Genomic DNA, 14,269 nt, shown 5'->3' on the forward strand with positions numbered 1-14,269 from the left:
GAGCACATGTCCGCCCCGTCCCCCGCGTCCCGGCTGCGCCCGCTGCTGCCCTCGCCCGTGCAGCCGGCCGACGACGAGCGCTTCGCCCGGCACGGGGTGACGCTGCTGCTCAAGCGCGACGACCTGATCCACCCGGATCTGCCGGGCAACAAATGGCGGAAACTCGCGCCCAATCTGGCGGCCGCCGCCGGGCGCCCCGTGCTCACCTTCGGCGGCGCGTACTCCAACCATCTGCGGGCCACCGCCGCCGCCGGCCGGCTCCTCGGATTCCGCACCGTCGGCGTCGTACGCGGTGACGAGCTGGCCCACCGCCCCCTCAACCCCTCGCTCGCCCGGTGCGCCGCCGACGGCATGCGGCTGCACTTCGTGGACCGGGCGACGTACCGCGCCAAGGCCGACCCGGCGGTCCTGGCCGGGCTGCTGGACCTGTACGGGGACTGCGAGGTCGTCCCGGAGGGCGGCAGCAACGCCCTCGCGGCCCGGGGCTGCGCCGAACTCGGGCGCGAACTGCGAGGCGTGGCCGACGCGGCGGCGGTGGCCTGCGGGACCGGCGGCACCCTGGCCGGGCTCGCCGCCGGACTCGCGCCGGGGCAGCGCGCGCTCGGCGTCCCGGTCCTGCGCGGCGGCTTCCTGGGCGAGGCGGTGCGGGAGCTCCAGCAGGCCGCGTTCGGCGGTCCGGTGGGCGACTGGTGGCTCGACGAGCGGTTCCACTTCGGCGGCTACGCCCGTACGACACCGGCCCTGCACGCCTTCGCAAAGGATTTCGAGGACCGGCACGGGCTGCCCGTGGAGCGACTGTATGTGGCCAAAATGCTGTACGCGCTCACCGTGCTGGCCGAGGAGGGCGCCTTCCCCGCCGGGACCACGCTCGCGGCGGTGATCACCGGCCGCCCGGACGAGGAGGCTCAGCCCTCCTCCCGGTAGGCCGCCGCCTCCTCCAGGTCCAGCCGGCGCAGCAGGGTCCGCATCATCTCGTCGTCGATCCTGCGCGCGTCCCGCAGCCGTACGAAGACCTCCCGCTCGGTCTCGATCATCTCGCCGGCCAGCCGCCGGTAGGTCTCGTCCGCCGACTCACCGGTGACCGGGTTGGCCGCGCCCAGGCGTTCCCACACGGCGTTGCGGCGGCGTTCCAGGACGGTCCGGAGGCGGTCCGCCAGGGGCTCGGGCAGCCGGTTGCGCTCATCGGTGAGCAGCTCGTCCAGGCGGGCCTCGGCGGCCGTGGACGCCTCGTTCTGGGCCTGCGCCTCGGCCAGCGTGTCGGCCTGCCGGTCCCGGCCCGGGAGCTTCAGCACACGCACCAGGAGCGGCAGCGTGAGCCCCTGGACCACCAGCGTGCCGATGACGGTGGTGAACGTCAGGAAGAGCACCAGGTTGCGGGCCGGGAAGGCGTCGCCGTCGGCGGTGACGAGCGGGACGGAGAAGGCGATGGCGAGCGAGACGACCCCGCGCATCCCGGCCCAGCCGACGATCAGGGGCGAGGTCCAGTCCGTACCGGTCTCCCGCTCCCGGATGCGCCGCGACAGCCACCGGGGCAGGTAGGTCGCCGGGTAGACCCAGACGAAGCGGACCACCACCACGGCCAGGAAGACCAGCACCGCGTACCCGAAGGCGTCCGCCACGGAGTACGTGCCGAGCCCCTTGAGGACGAAGGGCAGCTGGAGGCCGATCAGCGCGAACACGGCCGACTCCAGGACGAAGGCGACCATCTTCCAGACGGCGGCCTCCTGGAGCCGGGTGGCGAAGTCGACCTGCCAGGAACGGTGGCCCAGGTACAGCGCGACGACGACCACGGCGAGCACCCCCGAGGCGTGCACGCGCTCGGCCGCCGCGTACGCCACGAACGGGATGAGGAGCGACAGGGTGTTCTGGAGCAGCGGCTCCTTGAGGTGGGTGCGCAGCCAGTGCAGCGGGACCATGAGCACCAGGCCGACCCCGACACCCCCGACCGAGGCCAGCAGGAATTCCCGCGCCCCGCCGCCCCAGCTGATCCCCTCCCCCACCGCGGCGGCCAGCGCCACCTTGTACGCGGTGATCGCGGTGGCGTCGTTCACCAGGGACTCGCCCTGGAGGATCGTCGTGACACGCGCGGGCAGCCCCACCCGGCGGGCGATCGCCGCGGCGGTGACCGCGTCCGGCGGGGCGATCACGGCGCCGAGCACCAGCGCGGCGGTCAGCGGCAGATCGGGCACCAGCAGATAGGCCAGCCACCCCACCGCGACCGTCGCGAAGAGCACGTAGCCCACGGAGAGCAGCGCCACGGGCCGCAGGTTGGCCCGCAGATCCAGGTAGGAGCTGTCCACGGCGGCCGTGTAGAGCAGCGGCGGCAGCAGCAGGGGGAGCACGATGTGCGCGTCCAGGGTGTACGACGGCACCCCCGGCACATACGAGGCGATCAGGCCGACGGCGACCAGGAGAAGCGGGGCCGGCACCGGGGTGCGGCGTGCGAGGCCCGCTGTCGCGGCACTGCCCGCGACCAGCGCCACCAGGGGCAATGCGTCCATCTCATGATCCTCGCATCCGTCGTAACCTGGCCATCATGAGTGGTTGCCCGCATGTACCGGACCTGCCGCGCCCCGAGCCCGCGCCCCTCGGTGAAACCTGTCCCGAGTGCCTGGCGGCCGGCACCCACCCCGTGCAGCTGCGGCTGTGCCTGAGCTGCGGCCATGTCGGCTGCTGCGATTCCTCGCCGGGGCGGCACGCGACGGGGCACTTCGAGCAGACCGGTCATCCGGTCATGCGGAGCTTCGAACCGGGCGAGAACTGGCGTTGGTGCTTTGTCGACGGTTCGATCGTCTGACGTCCGGGTACGTCAAACCGGCGCGCGTTGTTCGTAATTGAGCGACGCAGACCCCTAGGCACTGTGCGTACTCATGGACCTACCATGAGTGACAGCCGCCGGAGGGGGTTCCGGCGACACGGCATCATGGATCGCGATAGCGTCGCCGGACCGAGAACCGAAGACGTACCGCATGGCTCCGGGCGTTCTCCCGGAACCTCGAATGAGTTTGTGCCACCTTGGAGGTGAGGGTGTCCCAGATCGCAGGCGAGCCCGGGAATCAGGACTTCGTAGAGGTCCGGCTGCCCGCTGCGGGTGCCTACCTGTCGGTGCTGCGCACGGCCACGGCCGGTCTCGCAGCACGCTTGGACTTCACTCTCGACGAGATCGAGGACCTTCGCATCGCGGTGGACGAGGCGTGCGCGATCCTGCTCCAGCAGGCCGTGCCCGGTTCGGTCCTCAGCTGCGTGTTCCGTCTCATCGACGATTCTCTTGAGGTGACGGTCGCGGCCCCGACCACGGACGGCCGCGCCCCGGAGCGCGACACCTTCGCCTGGACGGTGCTCTCCGCACTGGCCGGGAAGGTCGACTCCTCGGTCGCCGACGACCGTACGGTCAGCATCAGCCTGTACAAACAGCGCGGCGCGGGACCCGGGCCGGCGTGAGCAACGGGAACGGGGACGGTCCTGTGCGGGACGAGACGATCCGACCAGGGGTGGTGCGTGCGTCAGGCATCCCGGAGCAGCAGGCCCTGCCTCATCCGGTGGACGGGGCGGAGCTGCCCCGTGCGGTGGACGGGGCGGACGGGCCCGCCGGCATTACGGTCGCGGTGGAGCAGTCGCAGGCGGAGCGGGCAGGCCAGATGAGCGAGCACGGGCACCACGATCCAAACGACCGCAGCGAGGCGCGGGCGTTGTTCATCGAGCTGGGCAAGCTCGCCGACGGTTCGCCGGAGCGGGCCGAGCTGCGCAACCGGCTGGTGCGGATGCACCTGCCGCTGGTGGAGCACCTGGCGCGCCGCTTCCGCAACCGCGGGGAGCCGCTGGACGACCTGACCCAGGTCGCCACGATCGGGCTGATCAAGTCCGTCGACCGGTTCGACCCGGAGCGGGGCGTCGAGTTCTCGACGTACGCGACGCCGACGGTCGTCGGGGAGATCAAGCGCCACTTCCGCGACAAGGGCTGGGCGGTGCGGGTGCCGCGCCGCCTCCAGGAGCTGCGGCTGTCACTGACCTCGGCGACGGCGGAGCTCTCCCAGCTGCACGGCCGCTCGCCGACGGTGCACGAGCTGGCGGAGCGGCTGGGGATCTCCGAGGAGGAGGTCCTGGAGGGCCTGGAGTCGGCCAACGCGTACAGCACGCTCTCGCTGGACGTGCCGGACACCGACGACGAGTCGCCGGCCGTGGCGGACACGCTGGGCTCCGAGGACGAGGCGCTGGAGGGCGTCGAGTACCGGGAGTCGCTGAAGCCTCTCCTGGAGGACCTGCCGCCGCGCGAGAAGCGGATCCTGCTGCTGCGGTTCTTCGGCAACATGACCCAGTCGCAGATCGCGCAGGAGGTCGGCATCTCGCAGATGCACGTCTCGCGGCTGCTGGCCCGCACGCTGGCGCAGCTGCGCGAGCGGCTGCTCGTGGAGGAGTAGCGGGCGCGCTTTTACGCGGAGGAGGCCGCCGGGTCGTCCCGGCGGCCTCCTCGTGTGTCCGGGAGCCGTCAGGCGTCCTCGGTGTCCGTCTCGGGCTCCGCGCCCGGCCTGCGGATGCCCAGGGCCTCGATGGTGGCGGGCCTGACCAGCTGGTAGAGCGCGGTCAGGGCGACCGCCGCGAGCACGATCCCGGCCGGGATCAGCACCCCGTGGGAGCGCAGCAGGGTCCAGGCGACCGGGAGCGCGATGATCTGCGTGATGAGCGCGGGGCCCCGGCTCCAGCTGCGGCGGCGCAGCAGGCCGCGGGCGGCGAAGAGCGGGATCAGGCCGAGCGCGATGACGGTCAGCCCGCCCATCTCGGCCTGCTCGGGGCTGTCGGGCTTGCCCAGCAGGCCCATCACCAGCATGTAGATCCCGCCGATGACCAGGGCCGCGCCTTCGAGGCCGCTGAGCGCGGCCACCAGGGTGATCCTGGCCGGCTTCGCGGGCTCGGCCAGGGGCGAGGGCACGTTCTGCTGAGTACTCACCCTTGCAGGTTGGCATCCCGGCCCCGGCGAAGGAAAGCCGGGGTGGCGGGCGGCACCGCCGCACCCCCGGGCCGTCACGGAGCGTGAGGTCCTGCGGCCAGGACTTCGGGGGTGTACCTCGCGGTAGGTAGGCTGGCAGTCATGCGCGCACTTCTTGTGGTCAATCCAGCCGCCACCACCACCAGTGCGCGGACCCGTGACGTGCTGATCCACGCGCTGGCGAGCGAGATGAAGCTGGAGGCCGTCTCCACGGAGTACCGCGGGCACGCCCGCGACCTGGGGCGGCGGGCCGCCGACAGCGACGACATCGATCTCGTGGTGGCGCTCGGCGGTGACGGCACGGTCAACGAGGTCGTCAACGGGCTGCTGCACCGGGGCCCCGATCTGGACAACCTGCCGAAGCTGGCCGTGGTGCCCGGCGGCTCCACCAATGTCTTCGCGCGGGCCCTCGGACTGCCCAACGACGCGGTGGAGGCGACCGGCGCCATCCTGGACGCACTGGCGAACCGGACCGAACGCACGGTCGGCCTCGGTCTCGCGGCGGGGACGCCGGGCACGGAGGACGAATCGGTGCCGGAGCGCTGGTTCACCTTCTGCGCCGGCCTCGGATTCGACGCCGGGGTGATCGGTCGGGTCGAACAGCAGCGGGAGCGCGGCAAACGTTCGACCCATGCCCTGTACGTGCGGCAGGTGCTCCGGCAATTCCTGGAGGAGCCGCACCGCAGGCAGGGCGTGATAACGCTCGATGTGCCCGGCGAGGAGCCGGTCACCGATCTGGCGCTTTCCATAATCTGCAACACGTCGCCCTGGACGTACCTGGGGAACCGGCCGATGTACGCGGCCCCCAAGGCATCCTTCGACACCGCCCTCGACGTGCTGGGCCTGCGGAAACTCTCCACGGCGGCGGTCGGCCGCTACGCCACCCAGCTGCTCACGTCGAGCCCGGAGAAGGGTCCGCGGGGGAAGCACGCGGTTTCACGGCACGACCTCACGGACTTCACCTTGCATTCAAAGGTTCCACTGCCCTTCCAGATGGACGGTGACCACCTCGGGGTGCGTACCAGTGTGACGTTCACAGGCGTACGCCGTGCACTGCGTGTGATTGTGTGAGTGGAAGGGACCAAAGTCCTTTAACTCGAACGTTTGGACTGGCTTCCACCCTCTAGAAGTACGGCTGTGACCTAGCCGACACCGAGGAATCAAAAAAAACTTTCCTGAAGGGGTTGTATCCGCCGCCGAGGTTTGCGAATCTCTACATGGCGATCGGGACGGCCCGCAACAACGGCCTCCACTGAGAGCCAGAACCCCTCCTCACTGCACAGGACCACAACCAGTTCATCTGGGCGTCGGGCCTCCACCTGTGGGGGGATTCGTGAAAGCGTTCACATTCACAAGCCACAGTACGTATCACCAAGGAGAGGTAGCAGCCATGGACTGGCGTCACAACGCCGTTTGTCGTGAGGAAGACCCGGAGCTGTTCTTCCCCATCGGCAACACCGGTCCTGCGCTGCTGCAGATCGAGGAAGCCAAGGCCGTCTGCCGTCGCTGCCCCGTCATGGAGCAGTGCCTGCAGTGGGCGCTCGAGTCCGGCCAGGACTCCGGCGTCTGGGGTGGCCTCAGCGAGGACGAGCGCCGCGCAATGAAGCGCCGCGCCGCTCGCAACCGGGCGCGCAACGCCAGCGCCTGACCGACGCCACCGCTACGAACCTCAGCGCAGGCGGCGCGTACAGCGCGTACGCACCACCCCGCCCCCCGAGTCGCAGCGCGCAGTACCCCCGAAGCGCATGCTTGACCAGAGAGCCCGGACCGTTCACCAACGGTCCGGGCTCTCTGCCGTGTTCGGGCTGTCCGGGCTACTTCTCGTTGCGGACCGGGAGGTCGAGGACGACCTGCGTCCCGCGCTCCGGCGCCGGCACCATGCCGAACGTGCCGCCGAGCTCGCCCTCGACCAGCGTGCGGACGATCTGGAGGCCGAGGTTGCCGGCCTTCTGCGGGTCGAACCCCTCGGGCAGACCGCAGCCGTCGTCCTGGACGGTGATGAGCAGCCGCCCCTCGGCGGGCGAGCCGCCCCGGACCGCCGAGACCTCGACGGTGCCCGACTCCGCGACGGAGAAGGCGTGTTCCAGGGCGTTCTGCAGGACCTCGGTGAGGACCATCGAGAGCGGCGTCGCGACCTCGGCGTCGAGTATCCCGAAGCGTCCCGTGCGGCGGCAGGTCACCTTGCCCGGCGAGATCTCCGCGACCATGGCGATCACCCGGTCCGCGATGTCGTCGAACTCCACCCGCTCGTCCAGATTCTGGGACAGCGTCTCATGCACGATGGCGATCGAACCGACGCGCCGCACCGCCTCGTTGAGCGCCTCGCGGCCCTGCGGGGAGTCCATCCGGCGGGCCTGGAGGCGCAACAGGGCGGCGACCGTCTGGAGGTTGTTCTTCACCCGGTGATGGATCTCCCGGATGGTGGCGTCCTTGGTGATCAACTCGCGCTCGCGGCGGCGCAGTTCCGTCACATCGCGCAGCAGGACCAGCGAGCCGATACGGACGCCCTTGGGCTTGAGCGGGATCGCGCGCAGCTGGATCACCCCGCCCGCGCACTCCACCTCGAACTCACGGGGCGCGTAACCGCTGGCCAGTTTGACCAGGGCCTCGTCCACCGGGCCCCGGGACGGGGCGAGTTCGGCGGTGATCTGGCCGAGGTGCTGGCCGACCAGGTCGGAGGCGAGGCCGAGGCGGTGGTAGGCGGAGAGGCCGTTGGGGCTGGCGTACTGCACGACCCCGTCGGCGTCCAGCCGGACCAGGCCGTCGCCGACGCGCGGGGACGCGTCCATGTCCACCTGCTGGCCCGGGAAGGGGAAGGACCCGGCGGCGATCATCTGGGCCAGGTCCGACGCGGACTGGAGGTAGGTCAGCTCCAGCCGGGACGGGGTGCGGACGGTGAGAAGGTTGGTGTTGCGCGCGATCACGCCGAGCACCCGGCCCTCCCTGCGTACGGGGATCGACTCGACCCGTACGGGCACCTCCTCGCGCCACTCCGGGTCACCCTCGCGCACGATCCGGCCCTCGTCCAGGGCGGCGTCCAGGAGGGGGCGGCGGCCGCGCGGGACCAGGTGGCCGACCATGTCGTCCTGGTAGGAGGTCGGGCCGGTGTTGGGCCGCATCTGCGCGACGGAGACGTACCGCGTGCCGTCGCGGGTGGGCACCCACAGGACGAGGTCGGCGAAGGAGAGGTCGGAGAGCAACTGCCACTCCGAGACCAGCAGGTGGAGCCACTCGAGGTCGGTGTCGCTCAGAGCGGTGTGCTGGCGTACGAGGTCGTTCATGGAGGGCACGTGTGCGAGCGTACCCGTGGATGCGTGCCGGTCCGAACCGGAAGCGCCGCCCGTACGTGCGGTGAACCGGGGCCTACATTGGCACCGCGCATGGATGGACACGGCCCAGTGGTCTAGTCCACAATGCTTGATGTAGGGCCTCCGCTCTCCCCGCACAGGAGAGCGGACCGAGGTACCCGCGCTCTCTGCCCTGACTGCGCCGGTGCCTCTCCCCCGGCCGGGGGCACCGCACACCGCCGGCCGAGCCGGCCGCCCGCAAGGGCGGCCCTACTCCGGGCTGCGGTGCTGGTCGGGCTGAGGGTCCCGGCCCGGCGCCGCGGCCCGCGGGTTCTTCCGGGGCTCCCCCGCCTCAGCGGGTCTCCGTGACCTTCGCGAGCGCGCGCGGCGCGTCCGGGTCCTGGCCCCGCGCGATCGTCACCTCGTACGCCAGCATCTGGAGCGGCAGGATCTCCAGGACCGGCTGGACCTCCTCCGCGACCCCGGCAGTCGGCAGCACGAACCCCGCGGACGCCGCCGCCACGTGGGCCGCGGGCCCGACGACGAAGAGGTCGGCGCCCCGGCCGCGCAGCCGGTCCAGGACGGGCTGAAGGGCCTCGCCGCCCCGGCCGTCGGTCACCACGGCGATCACCGGTGAGATGTTGTCGACCATCGCGAGGGGGCCGTGCAGCAGGTCGGCGCCGGAGTACGAGAGGGCGGGGATGTAGCTCGTCTCCATGAGCTTCAGGGCGGCTTCCTTGGCCGTGGGGTAGCCGTATCCCCGCGAGGTGATGACCATGCGCTCGGCGAACCGGTAGCGCGAGGCCAGGGCCCGCACCTCGTCCTTGCGGGCGAGCACCTCCTCCGCCAGGTCCGGCAGGACGCCGGCCGCCGCCCCGTCGCCGCCGCGCAGCCCCTCCACGAACAGATAGAGCGAGAGCAGGGACGCGGTGTACGTCTTGGTGGCCGGCAGCGCCTTCTCGGGCCCGGCCAGGATGTCGATGTGGTACTCGGAGACGGCCGCGAGCGGTGAGTCCGGGTTGTTGGTCACCGCGAGGGTCACCGCCCCGGCCTCCCGGGCCGCCTTGGTCGACGCGACCAGGTCGGGCGAGCCGCCGGACTGGCTGACGGTGATCACGAGCACGTCGCGGAGGTCCGGCTTCGCACCGTACGCCGTGGTGGTCGACATGGAGGCCAGTCCGCAGGGCAGCCCCAGTGTGATCTCCAGGAGGTACTTCGCGTAGAGCGCGGCGTTGTCGGAGGTGCCGCGGGCGGTGAGCAGGACGAAGCGCGGGTTCCTGGCCGCGATCCGTTCGGCGGTCTCGCGGATGGCGGGTGCGCCGCGCTCCAGGATGCGGCGGAGCATCGCGGGCTGCTCGGCCATCTCGCCGGACATGATGCGGCCGGGCCACTCGCCCTCACCGGCCGGGTATGGGGCGGACATGTCTGGTGCCTCCCGGGTGTCGCGGTGCCTCGGACAAGTCGAACACGGGGTGCGCGGGGGCCGCCAGCGGGCGGCGGCCGGCGGGGCGCGTCCGGGTACCGGTACGGCCCCTGGGGACGGTCCGAGTCTGCTAGATTGGGACCTTGATTGGTCTATACCACATAACGTCACTCTCGATCGGATCGGCAGGCCCCGCGTGGAAGTTGTCATCGTCCCGGACGCCAAGGCAGGCGGCGAACTGATCGCGGGGGCCATCGGCGCCCTGCTCGGCCGCAAGCCCGACGCCCTTCTCGGCGTTGCCACCGGCTCTACCCCGCTGCCCATCTACCAGGCCCTCGCGGACCTGGTCCGCTCCGGTGCCGTGGACGCCTCGCGCGCCCGCGTCTGCCAGCTGGACGAGTACGTCGGACTGCCGGCGGGCCACCCGGAGTCCTACCGCTCCGTGGTGCTGCGCGAGGTGGTCGAGCCGCTCGGGCTCTCCGAGGCCGCGTTCATGGGCCCCGACGGCTCCGCCGAGGACGTCCAGGCGGCCTGCGAGGCCTATGACAAGGCGCTGGCCGAGGCCGGCGGCGTCGACCTCCAGCTGCTGGGCATCGGCACCGACGGGCACATCGGCTTCAACGAGCCCTGCTCCTCGCTCGCCTCCCGCACCCGGATCAAGACGCTCACCGAGCAGACCCGGGTCGACAACGCGCGCTTCTTCGACAACGACATCGACCAGGTGCCGCACCACGTCATCACCCAGGGCATCGGCACGATCCTGGAGGCCCGCCACCCGATCCTGCTCGCGACGGGCGAGGGCAAGGCGGACGCGGTGGCCGCGACGGTCGAGGGACCGGTCGCCTCGATCGTGCCCGCCTCGGCGCTCCAGCTGCACCCGCACGCGACCGTGGTCGTGGACGAGGCGGCGGCGTCGAAGCTGAAGCTGGCGGACTACTTCCGCGCGACGTACGCGGCGAAGCCGGCCTGGCAGGGGCTGTAGTTCCTCCGCACGTTCATACGCGAGAGGGCCGGGACACCGTGGTGGTGTCCCGGCCCTCTCGTATGCGCGGGGTCAGCTCCCGGCGATGATCTCCGCCGCCGCCCGGCCGCAGACGCGGGCGGCGCCGTGCGTCGCGATGTGCAGCGCTCCCCGGGGCCCGGCCTGGGGGACTCCCATCTCGACCACGATGGTGTCCGGGCGCGCCGCGAGCAGCGCGTCAAGGGCCTCGGTCATCCACGCGTGGCGGTGCGCGTCCCGGACCACGGCGACGATGCGCCGGTCCCCCGCCGCCCGGAGCGCGGCCTCGGCCGGGGCCTCGGAGTCCCCGTTGTACGTGTCGGTCTCCGTGCCGGGGACGAGCCGGGCCAGCTCGGCCGCGAGGCCCCAGGGGGTCTCGTCGCCGACCGCGATGTTCGCGACCGGGGTGAGGGCGGCCACGTACGCCGGACCGGTGAGCGGTGCGGCCTCGCCGGTCACCTTCACCGCGCGGCGGGCGGCGACCAGACCGATGTCCGAGGCGATGCCGGTGCTCTGCGCGGTGCCGGGCGCGGTCCCCTCCTGTGCTGCCGCGCCCGGCTCCCGTGCAGCCCCCCTGGCCTCCCGCGTCCAGGACGCGAGGGCCCGTACCCGGGCAGCGGCATCGGCGAGCCGCTCCTCGGGAAGTTCACCGGAGCGCACCGCCGCGACCAGCGCGTCGCGCAGCCGCAGGACGGTGCTGTCGTCGTCGAGCCCGCCGCCGACGCAGAGCGCGTCGGCACCGGCCGCGACGGCGAGGACGGAGCCGCGTTCGATCCCGTACGTCGAGGCGATGGCCTGCATCTCCACGGCGTCGGTCACGATGAGCCCCTGGTACCCCAGCTCCTCGCGCAGCAGACCGGTGAGGATCTGGGGGCTGAGGGTGGCCGGGCGGTGCGGGTCGAGCGCGGGCAGCAGGATGTGCGCGCTCATCACGGACTTGGAGCCGGCCGCGATGGCCGCCCGGAACGGGACGAGCTCCCGTGCGTGCAGCGTTTCCAGGTCGACGTCGATGCGGGGCAGCGCGTGGTGCGAGTCGACCGCGGTGTCGCCGTGCCCGGGGAAGTGCTTGGTGCAGGCGGCGACGCCGGCGGCCTGGAGGCCCTGGACGTACGCGGCGGTGTGCCGGGCGACCAGGTGCGGGTCGGCGCCGAAGGAGCGGACGCCGATGACGGGGTTGCCCGGGTTGGAGTTGACGTCCGCGGACGGGGCCCAGTTGAGGTTGACCCCGCACGCGGCGAGCCGGCGGCCCAGCTCGTGGGCGACGGCCCGGGTCAGCTCGGTGTCGTCCACCGCGCCGAGCGCCAGGTTGCCGGGGAAGGACGAGCCGTGGCGTACCTCAAGGCGGGTGACGTCGCCACCCTCCTCGTCGATGGCGACGAGCACGTCGTCCCGCTCGGCCCTGAGCTGGGCGGTGAGCGCGGCGAGCTGCTCGGGCGTCTCGATGTTGCGGCCGAACAGGCCGACGGAGGAGAGCCCTTCGCCGACCCGGCGCAGCAGCCACTCGGGCGCCGTGGTGCCGGTGAAGCCGGGCTGCAGCACGGCGAGCGCGTCACGGGTGACGGTGTCCGTGGTGGAGGTGAGGGTGGTCATGGGGCGGCGTTATCCCTTCACGGCGCCGGAGGTGAGCCCCGCGGCCATCTTCTTCTGCACGAACATGAAGAAGATGACGACCGGAAGAGCGATCATGGTGGACGCCGCCATCAGGGCGCCGTAGTCCGTACCGCGCTCGCTGGTGAACGTCATCAGCCACACGTTGAGCGTGTACTTGGAGTTGTCGTTGATCAGGATGTAGGCGAAGAGGTACTCGTTCCACGCGTTCACCAGCGCGAAGATCGACGCGGCGGCGAGGCCGGGGGCGAGCAGCGGCAGGATCACCCGGCGGAAGGCGCCGAAGCGGGTGCAGCCGTCCACCATGGCGGACTCCTCCAGCTCCACCGGGATGTTCACCACGAAGCCGCGGATCATGATCGTCGCGAACGGCAGCGTGGAGACCAGGTAGACGACGATCAGGCTCCAGTACTCGTCGATGCCGCCCATGGCGTTGAGCTGGGCGTAGATCGGGATGAGCATCGCCGTGGGCGGGAGCATCTGGACCAGGATGAGGATGAGGACCAGGGGCTTGCGGCCGAAGAAGCGGAACCGGCCGATGGCCAGGGCCGCCAGGGTGGCGATGACCATGCCGCCGAGGACGGCGGTGATCGTGACGATGAGACTGGACTGGACCGCGGTGCCGAAGTTCGGCTGGTCGACGGCCTTGACGAAGTTGTCGAAGGTGATCGACGAGGGCCACAGGGTCTGGTCGTACGAGCGGATCTCGCGGCTGGGCCGCAGGGCGCTGACGACCAGCCAGTAGACCGGGAAGACCATGACCAGGGCGATGCCGAGGCCGAGGATGTTCAGGCCGACCCGGGTCTTCTTGCGGTCCGGGCGCAGGACCTGAGGTGTGTCGGTCGTGGTGCTCATTCGACCTCTCCCGTCTTCATGAGCTGGCGCAGGTAGTACACGGCCACCGCGGACAGCAGGATCACCGTGATCAGGGCGATGGCGGAACCCTGGCTGAAGGAGGTGGACTCGAACGCCTTGGAGTACGAGTAGAGGCCGAGGGTCTCGTACTCGGGCTCGGGCTTGCTGCCGCGCAGCAGCCAGATCTGGCCGAAGACGTTGAAGTCCCAGATCACCGACAGCGTGGCGACCATGCTGAAGACCGGCTTGATGACCGGCCAGGTCACGTAGCGGTAGACGCCGAGGCTGGTGGCGCCGTCGAGCGAGGCGGCCTCCTCCAGTTCCTGGGGGACCTGGGTGAGGGCCGCGTACAGCGTGACGACGACGAAGGGGATGGCGCCCCAGACGACCAGCAGCGTGATGATCGCGAAGCCCTGGACCGGGTCGAGGTACCAGTTGTGGCCGAGCCAGTCCTCGCCCACGACCTTCGCGATGAGGGTGTTGATGAGGCCGTAGTCGGAGTCGGCCATGAAGCGGAAGATGGAGGCGGCGACCATCAGCGGCATCGCCCAGGCGGCGATGAGGCAGAAGGTCAGGATGAGCCGCACCCAGTTGGACAGCCGGCGCATCAGCAGGGAGATCAGCAGGCCGATGCCCATGGTCAGCGTCACGCAGACGGCCATGAAGACGACGGTGCGGAAGGTCACCCACCAGAACTCGGAGTCGCCGAGGATGTTGGTGAACTGGTCGAAGCCGACCCAGGGTGCGGGATCACCGGTCCACAGCTCGCGCCGGCCCATGTCCTGGAAGGACATGATGACGGTCTTGGCGAGCGGGTAGAGGTAGACGGCGGCGATCGCCACGATCGCCGGGAGGATCAGGAAGTAGGGCAGCAGTTCGCCCTTCTTCCGCTTCCTCTTCTGCTTCAGGGGAGCGTTGCCGCCCTCGTCGGACAGAGGGATCCCGTCCGCCTTGGGATCACGTGGTACGGGGACCGGTGGCCCGGCGGCCTTGGTATCGGCGGCAGTCACGTGGCTGACCTTCCATCGCGGGTCCGAGGCAGCCCCCCGGAAAACACGGCGTTCTTGAGCTACTTGAGCTAAAGGGAGCGGGGGCCGCGGCGCAATGCCGGG

General features: G+C 71.1%; 14 protein-coding genes. 7 read left to right on the forward strand and 7 right to left on the reverse strand.

The genetic code is table 11. The features are described from left to right. Positions 1-6: 6 nt before the first annotated feature. Positions 7-924: a 1-aminocyclopropane-1-carboxylate deaminase/D-cysteine desulfhydrase gene (locus ACIQZN_RS25440; RefSeq protein ID WP_403998189.1), complete on the forward strand. Its 918-nt coding sequence runs from the start codon at positions 7-9 to the stop codon at positions 922-924. Here ACIQZN_RS25440 and ACIQZN_RS25445 read toward each other — a convergent pair. Then, entirely contained in the window at positions 906-2,501 is a 1,596-nt protein-coding gene (locus ACIQZN_RS25445) for a Na+/H+ antiporter (RefSeq protein ID WP_403998192.1), read from the reverse strand. The two genes, ACIQZN_RS25440 and ACIQZN_RS25445, sit on opposite strands and share 19 nt — an antisense overlap. 35 nt (positions 2,502-2,536) lie before the next feature. On the opposite strand from ACIQZN_RS25445, the gene ACIQZN_RS25450 reads away from it, so the two are divergent. The 3 genes from ACIQZN_RS25450 to ACIQZN_RS25460 all read left to right on the forward strand — a co-directional run bounded on the left by ACIQZN_RS25450 (position 2,537) and on the right by ACIQZN_RS25460 (position 4,418). Beyond that, positions 2,537-2,797 (forward strand): UBP-type zinc finger domain-containing protein, encoded by a 261-nt coding sequence (locus ACIQZN_RS25450; protein WP_073862940.1) that lies wholly within the window; start codon positions 2,537-2,539, stop codon positions 2,795-2,797. A 230-nt stretch (positions 2,798-3,027) separates the two neighbouring features. Next, a complete protein-coding gene (locus ACIQZN_RS25455) occupies positions 3,028-3,441 on the forward strand; it encodes an anti-sigma regulatory factor (protein WP_018105584.1) in 414 nt (137 codons plus the stop codon). Then, a complete protein-coding gene (locus ACIQZN_RS25460) occupies positions 3,438-4,418 on the forward strand; it encodes an RNA polymerase sigma factor SigF (RefSeq protein WP_403998196.1) in 981 nt (326 codons plus the stop codon). The genes ACIQZN_RS25455 and ACIQZN_RS25460 overlap by 4 nt, the downstream gene beginning before the upstream one ends. A 68-nt stretch (positions 4,419-4,486) precedes the next feature. Here ACIQZN_RS25460 and ACIQZN_RS25465 read toward each other — a convergent pair whose 3' ends face one another. After that, entirely contained in the window at positions 4,487-4,879 is a 393-nt protein-coding gene (locus ACIQZN_RS25465) for a hypothetical protein (RefSeq protein ID WP_403998513.1), read from the reverse strand. 207 nt (positions 4,880-5,086) lie between these two features. On the opposite strand from ACIQZN_RS25465, the gene ACIQZN_RS25470 reads away from it, so the two are divergent. Together ACIQZN_RS25470 and ACIQZN_RS25475 are read left to right on the forward strand one after the other, a co-directional pair. Further along, positions 5,087-6,055: a diacylglycerol/lipid kinase family protein gene (locus ACIQZN_RS25470; protein WP_403998199.1), complete on the forward strand. Its 969-nt coding sequence runs from the start codon at positions 5,087-5,089 to the stop codon at positions 6,053-6,055. Positions 6,056-6,374: 319 nt separating this feature from the next. After that, positions 6,375-6,632 (forward strand): WhiB family transcriptional regulator, encoded by a 258-nt coding sequence (locus ACIQZN_RS25475; protein WP_003953983.1) that lies wholly within the window; start codon positions 6,375-6,377, stop codon positions 6,630-6,632. A 166-nt stretch (positions 6,633-6,798) separates the two neighbouring features. Here the strand turns inward: ACIQZN_RS25475 and ACIQZN_RS25480 are convergent, their stop codons facing one another. Both ACIQZN_RS25480 and ACIQZN_RS25485 read right to left on the reverse strand, forming a co-directional pair. Further along, a complete protein-coding gene (locus ACIQZN_RS25480) occupies positions 6,799-8,265 on the reverse strand; it encodes a sensor histidine kinase (RefSeq protein ID WP_403998516.1) in 1,467 nt (488 codons plus the stop codon). 358 nt (positions 8,266-8,623) lie between these two features. After that, on the reverse strand, positions 8,624-9,694 hold the full coding sequence (locus ACIQZN_RS25485) for an SIS domain-containing protein (RefSeq protein WP_403998201.1): 1,071 nt from the start codon (positions 9,692-9,694) through the stop codon (positions 8,624-8,626). Between the two features lie 196 nt (positions 9,695-9,890). On the opposite strand from ACIQZN_RS25485, the gene nagB reads away from it, so the two are divergent. Next, positions 9,891-10,676: a glucosamine-6-phosphate deaminase gene (nagB, locus tag ACIQZN_RS25490; RefSeq protein WP_073964035.1), complete on the forward strand. Its 786-nt coding sequence runs from the start codon at positions 9,891-9,893 to the stop codon at positions 10,674-10,676. Between the two features lie 72 nt (positions 10,677-10,748). Here the strand turns inward: nagB and ACIQZN_RS25495 are convergent, their stop codons facing one another. The 3 genes from ACIQZN_RS25495 to ACIQZN_RS25505 are packed head-to-tail and all read right to left on the reverse strand — an operon-like array spanning position 10,749 to position 14,167. Next, the gene (locus tag ACIQZN_RS25495) at positions 10,749-12,284 is read right to left on the reverse strand and encodes a glycoside hydrolase family 3 protein (protein ID WP_403998205.1); all 1,536 of its coding nucleotides are present in this window, start codon (positions 12,282-12,284) and stop codon (positions 10,749-10,751) included. A 9-nt stretch (positions 12,285-12,293) separates the two neighbouring features. Beyond that, positions 12,294-13,157 carry a carbohydrate ABC transporter permease gene (locus ACIQZN_RS25500; RefSeq protein WP_073964037.1) on the reverse strand — a complete coding sequence of 288 codons (864 nt, stop codon included), beginning with the start codon at positions 13,155-13,157 and terminating at the stop codon, positions 12,294-12,296. Next, complete coding sequence (locus tag ACIQZN_RS25505) at positions 13,154-14,167, reverse strand: carbohydrate ABC transporter permease (protein WP_403998208.1); 1,014 nt, start codon at positions 14,165-14,167, stop codon at positions 13,154-13,156. Before ACIQZN_RS25505 ends, ACIQZN_RS25500 begins: the two co-directional genes overlap by 4 nt. Between the last annotated feature and the right edge of the window lie 102 nt (positions 14,168-14,269).

Origin of the sequence: Streptomyces sp. NPDC097595 (assembly GCF_044761525.1) — a bacterium.
Lineage (GTDB): Bacteria > Actinomycetota > Actinomycetes > Streptomycetales > Streptomycetaceae > Streptomyces > Streptomyces drozdowiczii_A.

What these genes read in the sequence shown, in the direction of transcription:
- ACIQZN_RS25440 (WP_403998189.1), top strand. Translation starts at nt 7, where the DNA reads ATGTCCGCCCCGTCCCCCGCGTCCCGGCTGCGCCCGCTGCTGCCCTCG.
- ACIQZN_RS25445 (WP_403998192.1), bottom strand. Translation starts at nt 2,501, where the DNA reads ATGGACGCATTGCCCCTGGTGGCGCTGGTCGCGGGCAGTGCCGCGACA.
- ACIQZN_RS25450 (WP_073862940.1), top strand. Translation starts at nt 2,537, where the DNA reads ATGAGTGGTTGCCCGCATGTACCGGACCTGCCGCGCCCCGAGCCCGCG.
- ACIQZN_RS25470 (WP_403998199.1), top strand. Translation starts at nt 5,087, where the DNA reads ATGCGCGCACTTCTTGTGGTCAATCCAGCCGCCACCACCACCAGTGCG.
- ACIQZN_RS25475 (WP_003953983.1), top strand. Translation starts at nt 6,375, where the DNA reads ATGGACTGGCGTCACAACGCCGTTTGTCGTGAGGAAGACCCGGAGCTG.
- ACIQZN_RS25480 (WP_403998516.1), bottom strand. Translation starts at nt 8,265, where the DNA reads ATGAACGACCTCGTACGCCAGCACACCGCTCTGAGCGACACCGACCTC.
- ACIQZN_RS25485 (WP_403998201.1), bottom strand. Translation starts at nt 9,694, where the DNA reads ATGTCCGCCCCATACCCGGCCGGTGAGGGCGAGTGGCCCGGCCGCATC.
- ACIQZN_RS25495 (WP_403998205.1), bottom strand. Translation starts at nt 12,284, where the DNA reads ATGACCACCCTCACCTCCACCACGGACACCGTCACCCGTGACGCGCTC.
- ACIQZN_RS25500 (WP_073964037.1), bottom strand. Translation starts at nt 13,157, where the DNA reads ATGAGCACCACGACCGACACACCTCAGGTCCTGCGCCCGGACCGCAAG.